Here is an 18,471-nt window from a genome sequence, read left to right on the forward strand (position 1 = left end):
GAATAAAAAGTCAGGCCAGCGCCGCCGTGTGGATCCGCCCTAAGCGGATCGCATCGAGGGCAATCATGCGCTCTTCATTGGTAGGTATAACCGCGCAGCGCACCCGGCTGGCGTCGGCGGAGATCAGGCGTTCGCCGACCGAATTCAGCTGTTGGTTGCGGGCGACGTCCATCTCAAGGCCAAAGACCGCCAGCCGCTCGCTCACCAGCCGACGGATTAGCACCGAGTTCTCGCCAATCCCGCCGGTGAAAATAATGCCGTCGAGACGCTGCAGCGCCGCGGCGTGACCGGCAATATGACGGGCGATGCGATGGACAAAGGTTTTAATCGCCAGGCGGGCGCGGGCATGGCCCTCATGCCACGCCTGCTCCAGCACCCGCAGGTCGGAGGAAAGGCCGGAGATCCCCAGCAGGCCGGAGGCGGTGTTGGCCACCCGCTCCAGGTCGCTGAGGGTCTGCCGGGTCTCCCCGGCAATCCACGCCATGGCGCCGAAGTCGACATCGCCGCTGCGGGTGCCCATCATCAGCCCCTCCAGCGGCGTCATTCCCATCGAGGTGTCCACGCTGCGGCCGTTGCGCACCGCGCAGATCGAGGCGCCATTGCCCAGGTGGGCGATCGCCAGGCCGCTCTCCTGCTCCGGCAACCCGAGCAGCGCCAGGGCGCGCCGGGACACATAGCGGTGCGAGGTGCCGTGGAAACCGTAGCGGCGTACCCCGAGGTTCTGGTAATACTCCCACGGCAGACCATAGAGAAAGGCTTCCGGGGCCAGGGTCTGGTGAAAGCTGGTATCAAAGACCGCCACCTGCATCACTTGCGGGAACAGCCGCTGCGCCGAGGCGATGCCGCGGAGACTGGCGTAGTTATGCAGCGGGGCCAGGGACGATACCTGGCGAATGTTATTGATAACCTCCTCGCTAATAATGACCGACTCGGTGAAGAGGTCGCCGCCGTGGGCAACGCGGTGGCCAATCAGGGCCACGCTGTCGATGAGGTCGCGTTGGGCTAATGCCCCGGCAATCGCCTGCAGGGCGCCTTCATAGCCGCGCTGCGCCAGCGCCACCGGCTCGCCGCCGTTGAGCGAGAGAAACGCCCGTTCCGCGTTGATGCCCTCGGCCACGCCGTTCAGCAGGCAGTCGCAGCTGGCGGCGTCCAGGACGGAAAATTTGATCGACGACGAGCCGCAGTTGATCACCAGTACTACCGGAAATTCAGTCATGTTGTACTCCGCGTGGCCTGAGCCGGATTAGAACAGTTTGTAAACGATATTGAGGATGGTCAGCAGACCAATGGCGGTCACAAAGAGGTTGTCGAGACGGCCACGGTATTTGGCCAGCGAAGGCGCTTTACGAATGGCGTACATCGGCAGCAGGCACAGCAGCGAGGCGATAATCGGCGCGCCCATGGCCTCAATCAGGTCGAGGATATTGGGGTTGGCATACGCCACCACCCAGGTCGAGCCCATGATGAACACCATGCTCAGGGTATTGAGCTTGCCGCTGGAGACCCGGGTTTTATCCCCTTTATAGCCGAAGCGCAGGATCAACCCGTTCAGCCCCTCGAGGGTGCCGAGATAGTGGCCGAAAAACGATTTGAAGATGGCCACCAGGGCGATGATCGACGCGCCATACTCCAGCAGGGTGGCAAAGGTGGATTTGGTGCCCGACATCGAGGCAAAGTGGTTCGCCAGATAGGAGAGCACCGGGATATTTTGCGCCTTGGCGTCCGCCATGTTCTGCGGCGAGAGGGTAAACAGGCAGCTGAAGGCGAAGAACATCACCACCGCCACCATCAGCATGCTGGCCCGGGAGATGATCTGTGAGCATTTGCGTTCGGTATACTCCCGGCCAAACTGCGCTTCATACTCTTCGCGTTTGGAGACCACAAATGAGGAGACGATCGGCGAGAAGTTAAAGGAGAACACCATGATGGAGATGCCCAGCCATACCGTCACCAGAATGCCGTCGTGACCGGTTAAGGCGATATCGCTGAGGTTGACCTGGTCAATCACCGCGCTATTCCAGTAAGGGATCAGGGACAGGGAGATCACCACCAGGCTGGCGATAAACGGCCACACCAGATAGCTCATCACCTTGACCATCAGGTCTTTACCAAACCAGATGACAAACGCCATCAGCAGCAGCAGGAGCAGCGCCACCACCCCACGGTTGAGGGCCGGCATCTGCAGCTGGTTCTCCCAGAAGGTCATAAAGGTATTGGTGATCGTGACGCCATAAATCCACAGCAGCGGGCAAATGGCGAAGAAGTACAGAAAGGTGATCACCACCCCGCCGGTTTTGCCAAAATGCTCTTCCACCGTTTCGGTGATATTGCCGGAGGGGTTAGCCCCCGACAGGCATAGCCGGGCCAGCGCCCGATGGCAATAAAAGGCGATGGGATAGGCCAGCACCAGCATCACCAGGATCGGGATCAGCCCGCCGAAGCCAGCGCGAATCGGGAAAAACAGCACCCCGGCGCCGATAGCGGTGCCAAACAGGCCCAGGGTCCAGGTGGTGTCAGATTTACGCCAGGACGAAAGGCTTGTCTGGCTGGATGCAATGCTCTCAGTCGTACTCATATCCTGTCCTCACTTATGTATTGAATTAAGCGTCAACAAAACCCGTAATTTGCGATACCCGCGAGAGATCGATATTGCCCCCGGAAATCAGGCTGACCGTTTTGCGGTTCTGGATATAGCTGTCTAGTTTGCCGCTTAATAACGCGGCGCAGGCCAACGCCCCGGCCCCTTCGGTGATCACTTTATTGCGCTGAATTAAGGCGACCATGCTCTGGCGAATGTCGTCCTCACTGACCAGGACGATGTCATCCACCAGCTGGCGGGCGATTTCATAAGTCAGTTTCCCTGGCCGGGCGACATCGCAACCATCGGCTAAGGTGCCGGCGTGGCGATGGCTGGTGATCTCCCCGGCATACCAGGAGGCGGCCATCCCGTGAACATTTTCTGACTGCACGCCAATAATGCGGATCGTCGGGTTAATGGATTTAATCGCAATCGCGATGCCGGCAATTAATCCCCCGCCGCCAATCGGCACGATGACATTATCCACGTCATACAGATCTTCTAATATTTCGAGACCAATCGTTCCCTGCCCGGCAATAACCTGCGGGTCGTCATAGGGGGGAATAAAAATACGGCCCTCAAGTTCAACGATATCGCTGGCTTTGGCGAGGGTATCGTTAAAGTTATCGCCATGCAGGACTACCTCTGCCGAATAATCGCAGGTGGCGGCGACTTTCGATTTCGGCGCCCCTTTCGGCATCACCACTTTCCCGTCAATGCCGAGCATGGCGCAGGAGAGCGAGACCCCCTGCGCATGGTTGCCCGCCGAACAGGCCACCACCCCTTTGCGTTTTTCCGCCGCGGTTAAACCGCAGAGCTTATTAAACGCGCCGCGAATTTTAAATGAGCCCGTGCGCTGCATATTTTCGAATTTAAGGAATATTTCCCCCTGGCAGCGTTCGCTAAAATAATTCGAGCGGGGCATGCCCGTTTTATATATTTTTCCCGCCAGGCGTTGCTTCGCCTCGAGAATATCGTCAATGGATACCGGAAGATCGTAGGTAATATGCATGATGGCCTCTGTATCTTAATATAAAGTCAATGACCGGGCGTCATCCTGCTGATAACAGCGAGGACGTGTGTTGGGTTATTTAATCAATATCAGTCAGGCAATTTCTATTGGCTGCCAGTGGCGGTTTCCCTGCCCCGAAGAGTACTGTTTCGCCATCTCCACCAGCGACGCCGCCGCGGTTTTAAGCCGGTAATTCTTCGACCATACCGCCGCATAGCGCGCCACCGGCAAGGCCTCTTTAATGGGGATGGTGACAAACTGGCTCGAGCCGAACGGCGTGGTCATGTCGCAGGGGATCACCGTCAGAAAATCGGCATTGAGTACCAGGTTATAGATCGTCACCACCGAATCGGTATTGACGATATTTTCGCGGCGGATGCCGCTGCGCTGCAGGGTGGCCAGCAGTTCGCTGTAATAGCCCATATTGGTCTCCGGCAGCACCCACTGCTCATGCTGGAGCGAGGCCAGACGGACGGTGCCGTTGCCGATCCGCGCCCGGTTCGCCACCAGCACAAACTCAGACTCAAACAGCGGCTCGACGTGCAGGTCCTGCAGTTTCATCTCATCGCTCAGCGTCCCGATGGCGAAGTCGAGACGCCCGTCGCGGATCGCCGGTAAAAAAGCGGAGAGCTGCGCTTCATACATCGATACCCGCGCCTTCGGGAAGGTCATTTTAAACTGATGCACCATCTCCGACATAAAGGTAAACCCGACCAGCGAAGGGAAACCAAAGGAGACATCCACCACCGCGCTGTTGGTCAGAGCATTCATTTCATTGACCATATTTTTCATTTCACGGGTGATCGCTTCTGACCAGTTGAGAAATACCTGCCCGGCCTCGGTGAGCGAGACGCCGGTATTTCGCCGGACGATTAATTCGCTGCCAAAATAACTTTCCATGTCACCAATGATTTTACTGACCGCCGGCTGAGTGAGTCCTAACGCTTTTGCTCCGGCCCCGATTGACCCGCTGCGGATCACTTCCTGGAAAACCACCAGATGCTGTGTTTTAGGCAGAGAAAAAGTATTCATCGCGTCTCACTTTCATTCCTTTGTTGACGGCGGAAAGTGTAACAAATCGCGATCACCGGGTTATGTGAGAGCTCTCACAAAGGCTCCGCCGCGGAGGATAAGCAGGAGCCACGAGTCAGAATAAGTAAATTAAAATCAACAAATTACAAGCATCATAAACGCTATTTGCGCGCCTTTTACTGTGGTCGAATGCGGGGATAAAAATAATTGATGGCGATAACATCGACAGCGAAATGGCGATAAAAAATACGCCTTTTGTACGTTATTCGACCCGCGCTATCAGGGTGAGAAGAAAGCCGAAAATTAAATTAATGCTGTAAACAATAAAAAGCAGACGTAATAAACGCCGTTATTTAACGACAAGCCGGTCGGGCATCACATTTTATCCCCGGCGGTTGGGCAAAATGCGCGGTCATTATTTACACGATAGAAACATTAAATTCACAATCTTGTTGTTGTTTTGCGGCGGACGGCGCTGCTTTTTCCGCCATATCGCAGGCGGTCATACTTTGATTAAAATCAACCCTGGTAATTTATCTTTTACGGTGGCCGCTTGAGAGTCATTTGTGTTGCCGATCACAAATCCATAAAACAACTTCCCGGCCTCTCTTCCATAGCAACTGATTAACCAGCTTTTCACTATGCAAATGCAAATAACGTATTTGCCCTCCCCGCAGGCGCTCTGTAGTTTGAGCCAGGATTCCGGCGCCACTTTATCCGGGTCAGGACTTTATTATTCAGAGTGTTGAATTCCGCCATGATTAAATTAACGCATCTTTTTAAAACCTATCCAGGCAGCGCCCAGCCGGCCATTCGCGACCTCAGTCTGGATATTGATCATGGCGAATTCTGCACCTTCGTCGGCCCGAGCGGCTGCGGAAAAACGACTATCCTGCGGATGATTAACCAGCTGGATATTCCCGACAGCGGCGACGTCTATATTCAGGGGGTCCGCCTCGCTGACGCTGATATTATCCAGATCCGCCGCCAGATCGGCTTCGTGATGCAAAGCGCTGCGCTCTTTCCCCATCGTACCGTGGCGCAAAATATCGCGACCGTGCCGCGGCTGGCGGGCTGGAGCAAAGCACGGATCCGCGCGCGGATTGACGAACTGGTGGCGCTGATGTCGCTCGATAGTCATCTGCTGCACCGCTATCCGCATCAGCTCTCCGGCGGCCAGCAGGGTCGCGTGGCCATCGCCCGAGCCATCGCCGCCGATCCGCCCATTTTACTGATGGATGAGCCTTTCGCCGCCATCGACCCGGTGGTCCGCGAACGCCTCCAGGATGAGCTCTTGCTCCTGCAGCAGCGGCTGCAGAAAACCATTGTATTAGTGACCCACGATATCAATGAAGCGATCCGTCTCGGCGATAAAATCGCCATTTTCCAGGAAGGCGGCGTGCTGGCGCAGTTTGATACACCCGACCGTATTCTGGCCCACCCGGCGAGCGAGTTCGTGCGCCGCTTTATCGGCCCGGAGCCCAATCTGAAGCGGCTGGGCATGATACAGGTCGGCCAGCTGCCGCGTCACGATGTCCCCCTGCTCGACGAAGCGCTGACACCGATCGTCAGTACCCATCCACCGCTGGCCAGCCCGCTGCGTCTGGTGCTTGACCGCCAGCGACGCCCGCTGCACTGGTTCGATCCGCAGCGGGGCCTCACCCTGCCGGTGGAGCGCCCACTCGCCAGCAGCCACAGCCTGCGTTTTGCCTACAGCGCGCTGCTCGACGTGGCGACCGGCGTGCTGGTGCATGTGGATGACGAAGGCCAATACCAGGGGGCGGTATCCCACACCCTGCTGCAGCAGGTGCTCGACGGCGCGGTGGGGGTGCGATCTCATGATTGACTGGAGCTGGGTTATCGATAACCACGCGATGATCGGCGATCTGCTCTGGCAGCATGCGCGGATGGTCCTGCTGGCCCTGCTGTTCGGCTCCCTGCTCACCGGCGGCCTGTTAGCGGTGACCTTACGCTGGCCCGCGACGGCGCAGCCGCTCATCACCCTGTGCGGTGTGCTCTTTACCATTCCCTCGCTGGCGCTGTTTATTTTATTGCTGCCGTTTACCGGGCTGTCGCTGACCACCTCGCTGATTGGCCTGACGCTGTACTCCCTGCTGATCCTGCTGCGCAACGTGCTGGCTGGCATGGAGAAGCTGCCGCAGGCGGCGCTGGAGTCCGCGCGGGCGCTCGGCTACACCCGCGGGTTCCGCTTCTTCGATATCGAGCTGTGGCTGCTACTGCCCTCTCTGTTTGCCGGGCTGCGCATTGCCTCGGTGACGCTGGTCGGCCTGGTCACCGTCACTGCGCTGATCGGCCAGGGCGGGCTGGGGCAGCTACTGCTGGCGGGTTTTAATCAGGACTTTCTGACGCCGATAGTCGTTAGCCTGGTCCTGAGCCTGCTCCTGTCGCTGGTCTTTGACGGGCTGATTGCCCGTCTCGGCGACTGGCTAGCGCCGTGGACGGAATGATGACCCTGCTTCTTGCTACTTTTCACTGGCTAACCCAGCCGGAGCACTGGCTGGGTGACGAGGGCATCTTGCTGCGCCTGGGCCAACACCTTTATTACGTGCTGGTCAGTATGGCCGTGGCCTGCGCCATTGCCCTGCCGCTCGGCATCGCGCTGGGCTACTGGCGCAAAGGCGCCTTCGTGGTGATTAACCTGTTTAATCTTGGCCGCGCCATCCCTTCGTTAGGGCTGATTTTATTATGCATCATCGTTTTTGGCTTTAACGATATCCCGGTGCTGGCGGCGCTTATTGCGCTCTCGATCCCGCCCATCCTCACTAACACCTGGGTGGGGATTTATCACGCCGATCGCCCGCTGTGCGATGCGGCCATCGCGCTGGGCATGACCCCCTGGCAAAGCCTGTGGCAGGTGCGGATCCCCCTGGCGGCGCCGCTGATCCTCGCCGGTGTGCGCACGGCGCTGGTTCAGCTTATCGCCACGGCGGTGGTCGCGGCCTATGCCGGTCTGGGCGGGCTGGGACGTTTTCTGATCGACGGCCTCGGGCAGCGGGATATCCCGCAGGTGATCGGCGGCTCGCTGGTGGTTTCCCTGCTGGCGATAGGCGGTGAACTGCTTTTCGCCCGCTGCGCCGGCCGCCTGGTTCATCGCCGTATTGCCGCGCCTTATTAGCGTGAAACTGACATGACCCCAGCGCCTGGGGCTGATTAACCTGAAAATAAAAGAGGTATTATGAAGCAATTATTTGGCAAGGCCGTCACCGCCCGTCGATTTCGTCTCTCGCTGCTGGCCGCCGGGCTCTTCAGCCTGAGCGTTAGCACCTTTGCCGCCAGCGTCACGGTGGGCGGGGCCAATTTTACCGAAAGCTCCATTCTCGCCAACATCTACGCCAGCGCGTTAAAGAAAAACCATATCGAGGCCAACACCCGTCTCAACCTTGGCAACCGGGAAATTATTATTCCGGCGCTGCAGAGCGGTGAGATCGATATCGTTCCGGAATATCTTGGCGCCCTGCTCAATTTCTATAACGGCAAGACCGAGGCCACCAGCCAGCAGGCCGTTAGCGCTGAGCTGGCCCAGGCCCTGCCCGCCGATTTCACCCTGTTGAACCCGGCCCCGGCCACCTCGATCACCGCCTGGGCGGTACGTGCCGAGACCGCGGAGAAATACCATCTGCGCACCCTCTCCGACCTGAAGCCCGTCGCCCCGCAGTTGGTGATCGGCGGACCACCGGAGCTGGCGGTACGCGCCCTGGGCCTGCCGGGGCTGAAGCGCGTCTATGGCCTTGAGTTCAAAGCGGTGAAATCGCTGGACATGGGCGGGCCGCTGACCCGGCTGGCGCTCAATTCGGGCAAAATCGACGTCGCGACGGTCGTCTCCACCCAGGGCAACCTGGCGAAGGAGAAATGGGTGGTCCTCGAGGATGATAAACATGAACAACCGAGTCAGAACGTGGTGCCGCTGGTGAGCAAAGCCAGTCTGACGCCGGAGATCAGCGCCGTGCTCAATGAGGTTTCCGGCAAGCTGGACAATGCCACGCTGATTGCCCTCAACCAGCAGGTGGATCTCCAGCATAAAGATCCGGCAGCCGTCGCCGAGCAATGGGTTAATGCCAACCTCCCCCAACACTGACCGTCACCCCGCCACGGATGGCGTTCAGCCGCGAGTCCACGCTATGTCTACCCGACACATGATCCTGAACCTGTTCTTTTATAACCCGCAGGGGGATTACCGTTTCTCCTGGCGTCACCCTGACGCACCAGAAGCGGAAATATTTACCCTCAACTATTACGCCAGTCTGGCGCGCAAGGCCGAAGCGGCGACCCTCGACGCTATCTTTGTCGCCGACCATATCGCGGTGTGGGATACGGTGCCCAGCGGCCTGACCCACTATGCCAACGCCCGGCTTGAACCCCTGACGCTGCTCTCCGCCCTCGCCGCGGTGACGGAGCATATCGGTCTGATGGCCACCGCGTCGACCTCCTATAACGAACCCTATAACCTGGCGCGCTACTTTGCCTCGCTGGATTTCCTCAGCAATGGCCGGGCCAGCTGGAATGTGGTGACATCGTGGCTGGAAGAAGAGGCGGCAAACTTCGGTCTGGAGCAGCTTCCCCGCCACGGCACCCGCTACCAGCGGGCCAGTGAATTCATCGACGTGGTCACTCGCCTGTGGGATTCCTGGGAAGATGGCGCGGCGATCTTCGATAAAGCGCACGGAGTATTCGCCGATGCCGGCAAGGTGCATCACCTCGACTATCAGGGCGAGTACTTTCGCGTGCGCGGCCCGCTCAACGTCCCTCGCCCGCCGCAGGGCCATCCGCTGCTGGTGCAGGCCGGCTCTTCAGAGGCGGGAAAAGCGCTGGCCGCCGCCTGGTCTGATATGCACTTCGTGTTTATTCACTCGATCGCCGAAGGGCTGGCCTATCGCGAAGAGATGAACCAGCGGCTGCGCCAGCACGGGCGCGATCCGGCCAATTTCAAAATTATCGCCGGGGTCCTGCCGGTGGTGGTGAACTCCAGCGAGGAAAAGGCGGCCCGCCAGCAGCTTAACGAGCAGCTGATGAGCGACCAGATGGCTATCGACCTGCTCTCCTCTTATCTTCGGATGGATCTCAGCACCCTGCCACGGGACCAACCCCTGCCGCCGCTCCCCGATGAAGAGAGCTTTGATGGCATCCGCACGGCGCTGAAGCTTATCCGCCAGTACGATCCGCGGCTCACCCTGCTGGAGTTGGGGAAATTGTTATTACAGAGTTCCGATAGCTGGCTGCTGCTGGGCAGCGCCGAGGAGATTGCCGCCGCCTTAACGGAGACCTGGCAGGCGGGCGCCGCCGATGGGTTCAACCTGATGTTCCCGCTGCTGCCGGGAGACTTTGACCGCTTTGTTGACCAGGTGGTGCCGATTCTGCAGCGTAACGGCGTCATGCGCGATCGCTACCCGCCCGGCACCCTGCGTGAAAAGCTCGGTCTGCCCGCGGTGGAAAACCGCTTCACCGCGCCGTAGCCCGACGTGGCCCGCCCCGGCACAGACCGCTGGCCGGGGCATTTTACCTATAGCTGGCTGACTCCCAGCGCCGCGGCCTCATCCCGCCACGCCAGCAGCGGCGCATAGGCCTCCCGCGGCATATCGCTATAGCCGCAGATCAGCAAGGCATCGCACAGGGGACGATAGCGCGCATCGCTCACTAACTGCTGGAGCGCCTCGCGCAGGCTATTCAGCGTCGCCGCCGGAGTGGCGCCGGCGGTGATCAGCGGCAGCCCTGGCGCGGCCGGGCTCCAGCCGATCGCCACCAGGCCTGCCAGGGCCTGCGGCTGATGGCGCTGCAGCAGCGCGTAGGTCACGCAGTCGATGGCGGCGATATCGGCGTTTTCCTGCTGCAGCTCGCGCAGCGACTGCCGATGGCTGCCGCTGAACACCACCTCCGAAAAAAATCGCCCCTCCCGGGAGAGCGGCGCGACCATTTTACGCAGCACGTTGTAGCCGGACTGCGAGTGCTCGGCATTGCACGCGGCCCGACGGCCAAAAAAGTCCCCCAGCATCCGATGACTATCCGCTTCGCGGGCCACCAACAGGCTGCGGTAGCGGCGCCCTTCACAACCGGGCGCGGCGTAGTGGAAACAGCCCACCGTCTGCACCTCCGGCAGCTGGGTCACCAGCGGGTAGCCGCAGGTCTGGCTCAGCAACAGCGTCGGCTGGCGCCAGTGGTCCAGCAGATCCTCGGGGTCAGCCGTCGGAGGATCTCCCGTCACGGTCACGCCGCGTTCGGCCAGCAGCGACTGCACCGCCTGCCACAGGGCCTGGGTCTGTTGACGGTGGATGGCATACATCGGAAAGGTCATGCGTTCAGCCATGTTCTCCTCCCGCTTGCGCCTGCTCGCCAAAGCCCGGATGGGCGTTCACCGCCACCGCCCGGCGGCCAAAATGGCGTCGCCACTCGCCGTACCCACGCACCAGGAATCCCTGATTACGCTGCAGATAAGCCGTCTGGCGATGCAGATACAGCTGACGTAAAGCGTACCAGGGGACCCCTGGCAGGTCATGATGCACCGCATGGTAGTTGAGATTGAGGAACAGCACCCGCCAGGGGAGCCCGGCCTCGTTGATCACCGAGCGGGCCAGCGGGTCATCCGCGGCGCGGTGTTCGAGAAAAGAGCGCACTTTGGTCAGGGCCAGCGCCGGGTAGCTCACCGCCAGCACAAACCACAGTGGGGAAAAACCCTGCGCCGCCATCCAGGTCAGCAGGCCCGTCAGCAGCAACAGATGCAGACTCCACATGGCGATAGCGCGGCGGTCGCCCTCGCGGAAAGCCCGCAGCGCGCTGTTCAGGGTGTGAATAATATCCATCAGCGGCGCCAGCAGCAGACGCCCCCAGAAGGTGTTGCGCAGGTGGATAAGACGGCGCTGCCAGGCTGAGAAGCGCTGCCAGCTTTCCGCCGTCACATAGTACGATTCGGGGTCGTCCTCGGGGTGCGTCAGCAGATGGTTGCGATGGTGCGCCAGGTGGCTGTCGCGGTAGATGTCATAGGGATACCAGACCGCCAGCGGCAGCGTCCCCAACAGCTGGTTAAACCATGCCAGCCGGGTGGGATGCCCATGGATAAGCTCGTGCTGTAAGGACATATACCAGGTGGTAAACCAGATCAGCAGCAGCGTGGCCGGCATCAAACCCAGCGTCTGCCAGCCCGCCACGCAGGCAAACCAGCCGCCGTAAACCGTCACAATCAGCAGCCATGTCGGCAGCTCGCTGCGCCACAGCCAGCTGCGCGCCAGCTGGCGGATCAGGATGCGCTGTTGATCATCCACATAGACAGCCGTCTTCTTTTCCGTCACTTCCGATACCTTGCCGTGTTGCCTCATTCCCTCCGAAGATGTGAGATAACACGTTAAATAACAAAGTATTTAATTTACTTAGCTTTGCCAAAAAGCGCGTTTGTATTCACCGCTTTCATCAACACCTGAAACTGCGGATTAAATTCATCAAAGATTGGCAGCGCAGCGGCGCCCAGCGCGGCGGTATCGGTGCCGGTCATCCCCATTTTGACACGCTGCGCCGGCAGGTAACGCCCGCGCACAGACTGATACAGCGGCGGCAGCCGCGCCAGCACTTTCTCCAGCAAGGGGGCGGGCATCATACCGCCCACCACCACCGTCTCGGCATCGAAGACGCACTCCAGCAAATTGATCGCCTGACGCAACGGCGCCAGGATGCTGGTGATCCACTGGTCGAAAAGCGCAGCGTCCACCGACAGCAGATCTTCCGGCAGCGCGCGATAGGGGTCGAGGCCGCAAAACTCATAGGCCGCCTGCAGCGAAACATAGCGCTCAAGGCATCCCTCATTCCCGCAATAGCAAGGGCGACCGTTCGGCGCGACCACAATATGCCCGACCTCACCGGCGTTATGGGCATGGCCGGTATACACATGACCATCGGTAAAAATACCGGCGCCCAGACCGGTGCCAATATAGAGATAGACAAAAGAGTTGAGCTGCCGCGCCACGCCGTGAAAGCGTTCGCCAATGGCGGCCACCGTGGCGTCGTTTTCGAGAGTCACCGGCAGGCCGCTGAGTCGCCCGAGCTCCGCCGCTACATCGACCCCTTCCCAGCCGTTGAGCGTCGTGGGCCCCGTCGACGAGATCCCTTCCACGCCAAAGGGCCCCGGCATCACGACCCCCATCCCCAGCACCCGCGACCAGTCCAGCGTCGGCAGCGCACGGATCTCATTCAGCACCTCAGCGAGGCGGGCAAAGGTCGCACCAGGCTGGGGCTTTTGCACCAGAATGAGTCGGCGAAAATGGACCTCGCCGGCCAGATCCACCAGCACCACAATCAGCGTCTGATGATCAAGATGGATGCCAATTGACCAGGCGCTGGCGGGATTGAGGCTCACCGGCACCGCTGGCTGTCCACGGCCGCTGGCGCGCCGCGGTTGGTGGCTGGTCAGGAGATCCATCTGCTCCAGCTCCGCCACAATATTCGACACGGTCTGCGGGGTCAGCGCGGTCAGCCGCGCCAGCTCGGCGCGGGTCAGCTCGCCATGTAAACGCACCGCCTCAATGATCACCCGGCGGTTATGCACCCGGGCATGTTCAAGGTTTGTACCTGATGTTTTCATCGTTTCCCTTCCAGGCTGGACTGGTGAAATTTTAGCCGGCATCACAGATCTGACAACGACCCGCGCAGGCGGGTCTTCGCGATGGCATACCCTTTGCTACGCTTAGTGCTGGGGCCCCTCGGGAGATGTCGCCGATATTGTCGCCCTGATTAAATCAATCAAATTGATTTAATAAATCATAACCCCTTTCAGTACAGCACAGCGGAGAGCAAAGATGAAATACCACAGCGCACTACGGGTCAACGCCTGTCTGCTGGCGATGCTCGTTATCAGCGGGAGCGTCAGCGCAGCGACCCAGATTAATGCCCTGTTCATGACCCAGGCGGCCTATAGCGAAAACGACATTCGCGCGATGACCAGTGACTTCGAAAAGCAACACCCTGACGTGAAGGTCAATCTCGAATTCGTCCCCTATGAAGCGCTGCACGACAAGATCGTCGCCGCCCGCGGCGCAGGGGGTAACGGCTACGACGTGGTGCTGTTCGACGCGATCTGGCCGGCGGAGTTTAGCCGCTTCGATCTGCTGCAGGATGTCTCCTCACGGATTGCCGCCGACGAGCGCGAGAAGATTTTCCCCGGGGCGATGAATACCGTGGTGTATCAAGGCAAAACCCTCGGCATGCCGTGGATCCTCGACACCAAATATCTGTATTACAACAAAGCCATGCTGGACAAAGCGGGGATCAAAACGCCGCCTGCCAGCTGGCAGCAGGTAATGGACGACGCCAAAGTGCTTAAGGACAAAGGGATTGTTAAATATCCTCTGGTCTGGAGCTGGTCGCAAGCGGAAGCGCTGGTCTGTGATTACACCACCCTCGTCTCCGGCTTCGGCGGGAGCTTCTACCAGAACGGCAAGCTCGATTTTTCGACGCCCGCCTCGCTGAAAGCGGTCACGCTGATGAAAACCTCGCTCGATCAGGGGCTGAGCAACCCGGCATCACGTGAATATCTTGAGGAGGATGTGCGTAAGGCTTTCTCCAATGGCGACGCCGCCTTTGCGCTCAACTGGACCTATATGTACAACATGGCCAACGATCCGAAACAGAGTAAAGTCGCAGGTGATGTTGGCATTGTCCCCGCCCCAGGCGATACCCCGGATAAACCCGGCGCCGTCAACGGTTCTATGGGGCTGGGCATCGCCAAAGCCAGTCAGCATCCGGAAGAGGCCTGGCAGTATATTCACTATCTGACCTCCCAGCCGGTACAGGACAAGTATGCCAAACTGAGCTTGCCGGTGTGGAAAGCCTCGTACCAGGATCCTGCCGTTGCCAAAGGCCAGGAGAGCCTGATCGCCGCCGCCGACAAGTCGTTGAACGTGATGCTCTCTCGTCCCGAAACGGCAGATTACTCGCGCCTGTCAAACACCCTGCAACAGCAGCTTCAGTCGGTACTGCAGGGTAAAGCCACGCCCGACGTCGCCCTCAAGGCGGTCGACACCAGCGCGGCCCGTCTGCGTTAAGGAGGCATGATGCTGAGTCTGCAACGACGCGAGCATCGTCAGGCATGGGTACTGTTAGCGCCCATGCTTATCGCGATGTTTATCCTCACCGCATGGCCGCTGGCGCGCACGCTGTGGCTGAGTTTTACCGATACCGCGCTGGCGGGAAGCGGCGAGGCGACCCACTACGTCTGGCTGGATAATTATCTTTATGCCCTGACCGACCCGGACTTTCGTGCGGCCTTCGCGCGAACGCTCTATTTCACCGTGGTCTCGGTGGCGATTGAGGGGGCGATCGGCGTACTGGTGGCGCTGTTGTTGAATCAGCGTTTTGTCGGGCGAAATGTCCTGCGGGTGCTGGTGATCCTGCCGTGGGCGTTGCCAACTATCGTCAACGCCATGATGTGGCGGCTTAACTTTAATCCCGACTACGGCAGCGTTAATGCTCTGCTCAGCCAGCTGGGGCTGATTGACAGCTATCGCAGCTGGCTGGGCTCGCCGGATTCCGCGCTGCACGCGGTGATGCTGGCGGATATCTGGAAAAACTACCCGCTGGTCACCCTGCTGGTGCTGGCCGCCCTGCAGTCTGTTCCCGACGATCTGTACGAGGCGGCGCGGCTCGACGGCGCCTCGGCCTGGCGGCGTTTTCGCGCCATTACCTTTCCGGCCATTGTGGGTCCCCTTGGCGTCGCGCTGGTGCTACGCACCATCGATGCCTTCAAAGTGTTCGACATTATCTATGTTATGACCCGCGGCGGCCCGCTCGACAGTACCAAAACGTTGAGCTTTTTTGTCTATCAGGAGTCCTTCAGCTACCTGCGCGCCGGCAGCGGCGCGGCCTACGCCATGCTGATGAGCCTGATGTGCGCCGTGCTGATAGCCCTGTATCTGTTTTTGCTGCTGCGTCAGCGGCGCCGGAGTGTTGATGATGAAGCGTAAAGGGTACATCGTACTGCGTTACCTGGCGGCGCTGGCGGTGGCGATCTCGATCCTCGCCCCGATGCTGTGGCTGTTTTTGATGAGCGTCAGCACCACCGCGGACCTCACCCGCGTCCCGCTGGAGTGGCTCCCGCGGCAGTGGGACTTCAGCCGATATGGCCATCTGCTGTCGCTGGCCCCTGGCGAACCCGGGGCGCTGTTTCTTCCCGCGCTGGGCAACAGCCTGCTGGTGGCCGCCGGGGCGACGCTGGTGTCGTTGTTGCTGGCGATCCCCGCCGCCTTCAGCTTTTCGCGTTATCCCGGCCGCGACGGCTGGCTGTACGCCGGCCTCGGCATCTATATGGTGCCGCCCGTGGCCTTTGTGCTGCCGCTCTATTTTATTCTTGAACACTTTGGCCTGCTCAACACCCGCAGCGGGCTGGTGCTGGTCTACTGCTCGCTGATCGTGCCGTTTCTGACGTGGATGGTCAAAAACCAGTTCGATACCCTGCCGCAGGATATCGAACAGGCGGCCCGGCTTGACGGTCTGCGCATCTGGCAGGTCCTGCTGCGTATCACTCTGCCGCTGGCGAAACCGATGCTTGGCGCCGCCGCGCTGTTCGGCTGGCTGCTGGCGTGGGACGAGTTTTTCTATGCGCTACTGTTCACCAGCAACCTCGCCGCCCAAACGCTGCCGGTGACCATCGCCGGCTTCACCGCTGGCCGCGCCACCGATGACGGGCTGGTGGCGGCGGTCGGCATACTGGCCTCAGTCCCTCCGCTGTTGATTGCTATCTGGTTGCAAAAATCGCTGGTCAGCGGCCTCACCAACGGGGGAAGTAAAGGATAACTATGAATAACACCAGGACACCTGTGCTCTATATCGTGGGCAATTACAATATTGATTTAGTGATGGGAACCCTGACCCACTGGCCTGCCCAGGGGACTGAGATGATGCTCGAGCACAGCGCTCTGCGGCCCGGCGGCTCTGCCGGCAACTGCGCGCTGGCCGCCGCCGCCATGCAGCTTCCGCACTGCACGGTCGGCTGTCAGGGCGACGACGCGTTTACTCCGTGGCTGGCGGCACAGTTTCCCGGCGGCAGCGCACGCTGGCCGCAGTATCCCTGTGAAACTTCGCTGACGGTGGCGATCACCCATCCCAACAAAGAGCGCTCCTTCCTCAGCAACCACGGACATATTACCCGCCTGACCGCCGGGGATGTGTTGAGCCAGCTGCCGGCCGCCGCTGGCGAGGGCGATATCGTGTTGCTCTGCGGTACCTTTCTCTGTACCGGGCTGCTGTCCGACTATCCGCAGCTGCTCGCCACGCTCCGCCAGCGCGGTTTTGCCCTTGCCGTCGATACCGGCTGGCCGCCTCAGGGCTGGAGCGACCCGCTGCGTCATGAGGTCGACCGCTGGCTGGGCGACTGCGACTGGCTGTTGCTCAACGACGTTGAAACCCTGCAGCTGGCCGGCCACCCGACCCTCGCCGAAGCCGCCGCAGCCCTGGCGGCACGGCTCAGCGGCCGCGGCGGGTGCGTGGTAAAGCGCGGCGCCGACGGCGCGGACTGCTGGACGACCGACGGCCATCACCATGCGCCGACCCGGCCAGTCACCGTGATCGATACCATCGGCGCTGGCGACAGCTTTAACGCAGGATTCCTTGCCGCGCTGCTGAGCGGTAAACCTGCGGCAGCCGCGCTGCGCTGGGGAAATACCGTCGCCGCGCAGGCGATCGGCACCTCCCCGCGCCGCTATCCCGACTGGCATACCCTGCAACATCACCTTGAGGAGGCCACCGATGGCCAGTGTTGAACTGATCGATGTCGCCAAGCGCTACGGCAAACAGACGGTGCTCCAGCCGCTGGACCTCACCATCCCCGACGGCAGCTTTACCGTACTGGTGGGCCCTTCCGGCTGCGGCAAGTCGACCCTGCTGCGCCTGCTGGCCGGTCTCGAAACGCTTTCCGGCGGCACCATTCTGATGAACAAGCGGCCGGTCAACGATCTGGATCCGGCCGACCGCGATGTGGCGATGGTCTTTCAGAGCTACGCGCTCTACCCCCACCTGACGGTGGCGGAAAATCTCGCCTTTCATATGCAGGTCAAAAAGGTGGATAAGCAGTTACAGAAAAGCAAAGTGCAGCAGGTCGCCAGCCTGCTGGGGATTGATAAACTGCTGGCTCGCTATCCGCGAGCGCTCTCCGGCGGCCAGCGCCAGCGGGTGGCGATGGGCCGGGCCATGGTCAGAAACCCCCAGGTTTTCCTGTTCGATGAGCCGCTGTCGAACCTTGACGCCCAGCTGCGGATGGAGCTGCGCGCGGAGATCAAATCCCTTCACCAGCGCATCAATACCACCATGATCTATGTCACCCATGACCAGGTGGAGGCGATGACTCTGGCCGATCAGATTGTGGTGATGCGCGACGGGCAGATCGTCCAGCAGGGGGCGCCGCTGGCCATTTACGACCAGCCCTGCAATACCTTCGTCGCCCGCTTTATCGGCTCCCCGCCGATGAATCTCCTGCCCGGTCAGCGCGCCGTGCGCGACGGCCAGCCCGGCGTCGCCTGCGGCGCGCTGTGGTTTCCGCTGGCCGAACGCTGGCATCAGGCCGTGGCGCAGCAGGGCGATGCCCCGCTGATTGTCGGTCTGCGCCCGCAGGATATTCTGCCGGATGCGCATGGCGCGCCGGCAACGGTAAACATCATGGAGGTGACGGGGGAATCCACCCTGCTGCATCTCGACTGGCAGGGTTTTCCGGTGCATGTGCAGGTTGCCGGCAGGGTGGCGGTCGCGGCGCAGCAGACGCTGGGGCTGACTCTCCGCCGCGAAAACCTGCATCTGTTTGATGCCGCCAGCGGCGAGCGGCTGGCGGAGACGCGCTAAGGGCGAAGGGAGCCGGTCATCATCC

Annotated in this window: 18 protein-coding genes; 11 read left to right on the forward strand and 7 right to left on the reverse strand. The window is 60.4% G+C overall.

The genetic code is table 11. The features are described from left to right. Window positions 1-10: 10 nt before the first annotated feature. From tdcD to tdcA, 4 genes are all read right to left on the reverse strand, one after another. Window positions 11-1,216, reverse strand: coding sequence for a propionate kinase (gene tdcD / locus SPE70_RS16160; RefSeq protein ID WP_136047327.1), 1,206 nt, complete (start codon window positions 1,214-1,216; stop codon window positions 11-13). A gap of 27 nt (window positions 1,217-1,243) precedes the next feature. Continuing rightward, window positions 1,244-2,575, reverse strand: coding sequence for a threonine/serine transporter TdcC (gene tdcC, locus SPE70_RS16165; protein WP_004200322.1), 1,332 nt, complete (start codon window positions 2,573-2,575; stop codon window positions 1,244-1,246). Window positions 2,576-2,600: 25 nt separating this feature from the next. Beyond that, window positions 2,601-3,590 (reverse strand): bifunctional threonine ammonia-lyase/L-serine ammonia-lyase TdcB, encoded by a 990-nt coding sequence (gene tdcB / locus SPE70_RS16170; RefSeq protein WP_002910762.1) that lies wholly within the window; start codon window positions 3,588-3,590, stop codon window positions 2,601-2,603. Window positions 3,591-3,683: 93 nt separating this feature from the next. Further along, on the reverse strand, window positions 3,684-4,622 hold the full coding sequence (gene tdcA, locus SPE70_RS16175; protein ID WP_008804334.1) for a transcriptional regulator TdcA: 939 nt from the start codon (window positions 4,620-4,622) through the stop codon (window positions 3,684-3,686). A gap of 179 nt (window positions 4,623-4,801) precedes the next feature. Between tdcA and SPE70_RS16180 the strand changes: the two genes are divergently transcribed. The 6 genes from SPE70_RS16180 to SPE70_RS16205 all read left to right on the forward strand — a co-directional run bounded on the left by SPE70_RS16180 (window position 4,802) and on the right by SPE70_RS16205 (window position 10,093). After that, window positions 4,802-4,942: a hypothetical protein gene (locus tag SPE70_RS16180; RefSeq protein ID WP_162494490.1), complete on the forward strand. Its 141-nt coding sequence runs from the start codon at window positions 4,802-4,804 to the stop codon at window positions 4,940-4,942. A 437-nt stretch (window positions 4,943-5,379) separates the two neighbouring features. After that, window positions 5,380-6,468, forward strand: a complete 1,089-nt coding sequence (locus SPE70_RS16185) for an ABC transporter ATP-binding protein (protein WP_324726347.1) — start codon at window positions 5,380-5,382, stop codon at window positions 6,466-6,468. Then, window positions 6,461-7,090: an ABC transporter permease gene (locus SPE70_RS16190; protein WP_012967792.1), complete on the forward strand. Its 630-nt coding sequence runs from the start codon at window positions 6,461-6,463 to the stop codon at window positions 7,088-7,090. Before SPE70_RS16185 ends, SPE70_RS16190 begins: the two co-directional genes overlap by 8 nt. Then, window positions 7,090-7,758 carry an ABC transporter permease gene (locus tag SPE70_RS16195; RefSeq protein ID WP_004203269.1) on the forward strand — a complete coding sequence of 223 codons (669 nt, stop codon included), beginning with the start codon at window positions 7,090-7,092 and terminating at the stop codon, window positions 7,756-7,758. Before SPE70_RS16190 ends, SPE70_RS16195 begins: the two co-directional genes overlap by 1 nt. Window positions 7,759-7,818: 60 nt before the next feature. Continuing rightward, on the forward strand, window positions 7,819-8,718 hold the full coding sequence (locus tag SPE70_RS16200) for an ABC transporter substrate-binding protein (protein WP_064170575.1): 900 nt from the start codon (window positions 7,819-7,821) through the stop codon (window positions 8,716-8,718). 58 nt (window positions 8,719-8,776) lie between these two features. Beyond that, a complete protein-coding gene (locus SPE70_RS16205) occupies window positions 8,777-10,093 on the forward strand; it encodes an NtaA/DmoA family FMN-dependent monooxygenase (RefSeq protein ID WP_226544863.1) in 1,317 nt (438 codons plus the stop codon). A 47-nt stretch (window positions 10,094-10,140) separates the two neighbouring features. Here SPE70_RS16205 and SPE70_RS16210 read toward each other — a convergent pair whose 3' ends face one another. The 3 genes from SPE70_RS16210 to SPE70_RS16220 all read right to left on the reverse strand — a co-directional run bounded on the left by SPE70_RS16210 (window position 10,141) and on the right by SPE70_RS16220 (window position 13,203). Beyond that, window positions 10,141-10,941, reverse strand: a complete 801-nt coding sequence (locus SPE70_RS16210; RefSeq protein WP_064170577.1) for a phosphate/phosphite/phosphonate ABC transporter substrate-binding protein — start codon at window positions 10,939-10,941, stop codon at window positions 10,141-10,143. Next, entirely contained in the window at window positions 10,934-11,920 is a 987-nt protein-coding gene (locus SPE70_RS16215; RefSeq protein ID WP_168443339.1) for a fatty acid desaturase, read from the reverse strand. The genes SPE70_RS16210 and SPE70_RS16215 overlap by 8 nt, the downstream gene beginning before the upstream one ends. Before the next feature lie 74 nt (window positions 11,921-11,994). Continuing rightward, window positions 11,995-13,203: an ROK family transcriptional regulator gene (locus tag SPE70_RS16220; protein WP_008804326.1), complete on the reverse strand. Its 1,209-nt coding sequence runs from the start codon at window positions 13,201-13,203 to the stop codon at window positions 11,995-11,997. Between the two features lie 214 nt (window positions 13,204-13,417). On the opposite strand from SPE70_RS16220, the gene SPE70_RS16225 reads away from it, so the two are divergent. From SPE70_RS16225 to SPE70_RS16245, 5 genes are read left to right on the forward strand one after another with little or no spacing between them, the layout of a single operon-like run. Next, a complete protein-coding gene (locus SPE70_RS16225; protein ID WP_008804325.1) occupies window positions 13,418-14,662 on the forward strand; it encodes an extracellular solute-binding protein in 1,245 nt (414 codons plus the stop codon). A 9-nt stretch (window positions 14,663-14,671) separates the two neighbouring features. Beyond that, window positions 14,672-15,580, forward strand: a complete 909-nt coding sequence (locus SPE70_RS16230; RefSeq protein WP_012541290.1) for a carbohydrate ABC transporter permease — start codon at window positions 14,672-14,674, stop codon at window positions 15,578-15,580. Continuing rightward, window positions 15,570-16,409 carry a carbohydrate ABC transporter permease gene (locus tag SPE70_RS16235; RefSeq protein ID WP_008804323.1) on the forward strand — a complete coding sequence of 280 codons (840 nt, stop codon included), beginning with the start codon at window positions 15,570-15,572 and terminating at the stop codon, window positions 16,407-16,409. Before SPE70_RS16230 ends, SPE70_RS16235 begins: the two co-directional genes overlap by 11 nt. A 2-nt stretch (window positions 16,410-16,411) precedes the next feature. Continuing rightward, entirely contained in the window at window positions 16,412-17,374 is a 963-nt protein-coding gene (locus SPE70_RS16240; RefSeq protein ID WP_046620929.1) for a carbohydrate kinase family protein, read from the forward strand. After that, window positions 17,361-18,446 carry an ABC transporter ATP-binding protein gene (locus tag SPE70_RS16245; RefSeq protein ID WP_008804321.1) on the forward strand — a complete coding sequence of 362 codons (1,086 nt, stop codon included), beginning with the start codon at window positions 17,361-17,363 and terminating at the stop codon, window positions 18,444-18,446. Before SPE70_RS16240 ends, SPE70_RS16245 begins: the two co-directional genes overlap by 14 nt. The last annotated feature ends 25 nt before the right edge of the window (window positions 18,447-18,471 follow it).

The organism is Klebsiella sp. ZJOU C1 (assembly GCF_035620215.1).
GTDB lineage: Bacteria > Pseudomonadota > Gammaproteobacteria > Enterobacterales > Enterobacteriaceae > Klebsiella > Klebsiella variicola.

Bases quoted from the DNA above. Each gene is read 5' to 3' on its own strand.
- tdcA (WP_008804334.1), bottom strand. From the start codon at position 4,622: ATGAATACTTTTTCTCTGCCTAAAACACAGCATCTGGTGGTTTTCCAG.
- SPE70_RS16190 (WP_012967792.1), top strand. From the start codon at position 6,461: ATGATTGACTGGAGCTGGGTTATCGATAACCACGCGATGATCGGCGAT.
- SPE70_RS16210 (WP_064170577.1), bottom strand. From the start codon at position 10,941: ATGGCTGAACGCATGACCTTTCCGATGTATGCCATCCACCGTCAACAG.
- tdcD (WP_136047327.1), bottom strand. From the start codon at position 1,216: ATGACTGAATTTCCGGTAGTACTGGTGATCAACTGCGGCTCGTCGTCG.
- SPE70_RS16240 (WP_046620929.1), top strand. From the start codon at position 16,412: ATGAATAACACCAGGACACCTGTGCTCTATATCGTGGGCAATTACAAT.
- SPE70_RS16205 (WP_226544863.1), top strand. From the start codon at position 8,777: ATGATCCTGAACCTGTTCTTTTATAACCCGCAGGGGGATTACCGTTTC.
- tdcC (WP_004200322.1), bottom strand. From the start codon at position 2,575: ATGAGTACGACTGAGAGCATTGCATCCAGCCAGACAAGCCTTTCGTCC.
- SPE70_RS16235 (WP_008804323.1), top strand. From the start codon at position 15,570: ATGAAGCGTAAAGGGTACATCGTACTGCGTTACCTGGCGGCGCTGGCG.
- SPE70_RS16220 (WP_008804326.1), bottom strand. From the start codon at position 13,203: ATGAAAACATCAGGTACAAACCTTGAACATGCCCGGGTGCATAACCGC.
- SPE70_RS16225 (WP_008804325.1), top strand. From the start codon at position 13,418: ATGAAATACCACAGCGCACTACGGGTCAACGCCTGTCTGCTGGCGATG.
- tdcB (WP_002910762.1), bottom strand. From the start codon at position 3,590: ATGCATATTACCTACGATCTTCCGGTATCCATTGACGATATTCTCGAG.
- SPE70_RS16185 (WP_324726347.1), top strand. From the start codon at position 5,380: ATGATTAAATTAACGCATCTTTTTAAAACCTATCCAGGCAGCGCCCAG.
- SPE70_RS16245 (WP_008804321.1), top strand. From the start codon at position 17,361: ATGGCCAGTGTTGAACTGATCGATGTCGCCAAGCGCTACGGCAAACAG.
- SPE70_RS16200 (WP_064170575.1), top strand. From the start codon at position 7,819: ATGAAGCAATTATTTGGCAAGGCCGTCACCGCCCGTCGATTTCGTCTC.
- SPE70_RS16195 (WP_004203269.1), top strand. From the start codon at position 7,090: ATGACCCTGCTTCTTGCTACTTTTCACTGGCTAACCCAGCCGGAGCAC.
- SPE70_RS16230 (WP_012541290.1), top strand. From the start codon at position 14,672: ATGCTGAGTCTGCAACGACGCGAGCATCGTCAGGCATGGGTACTGTTA.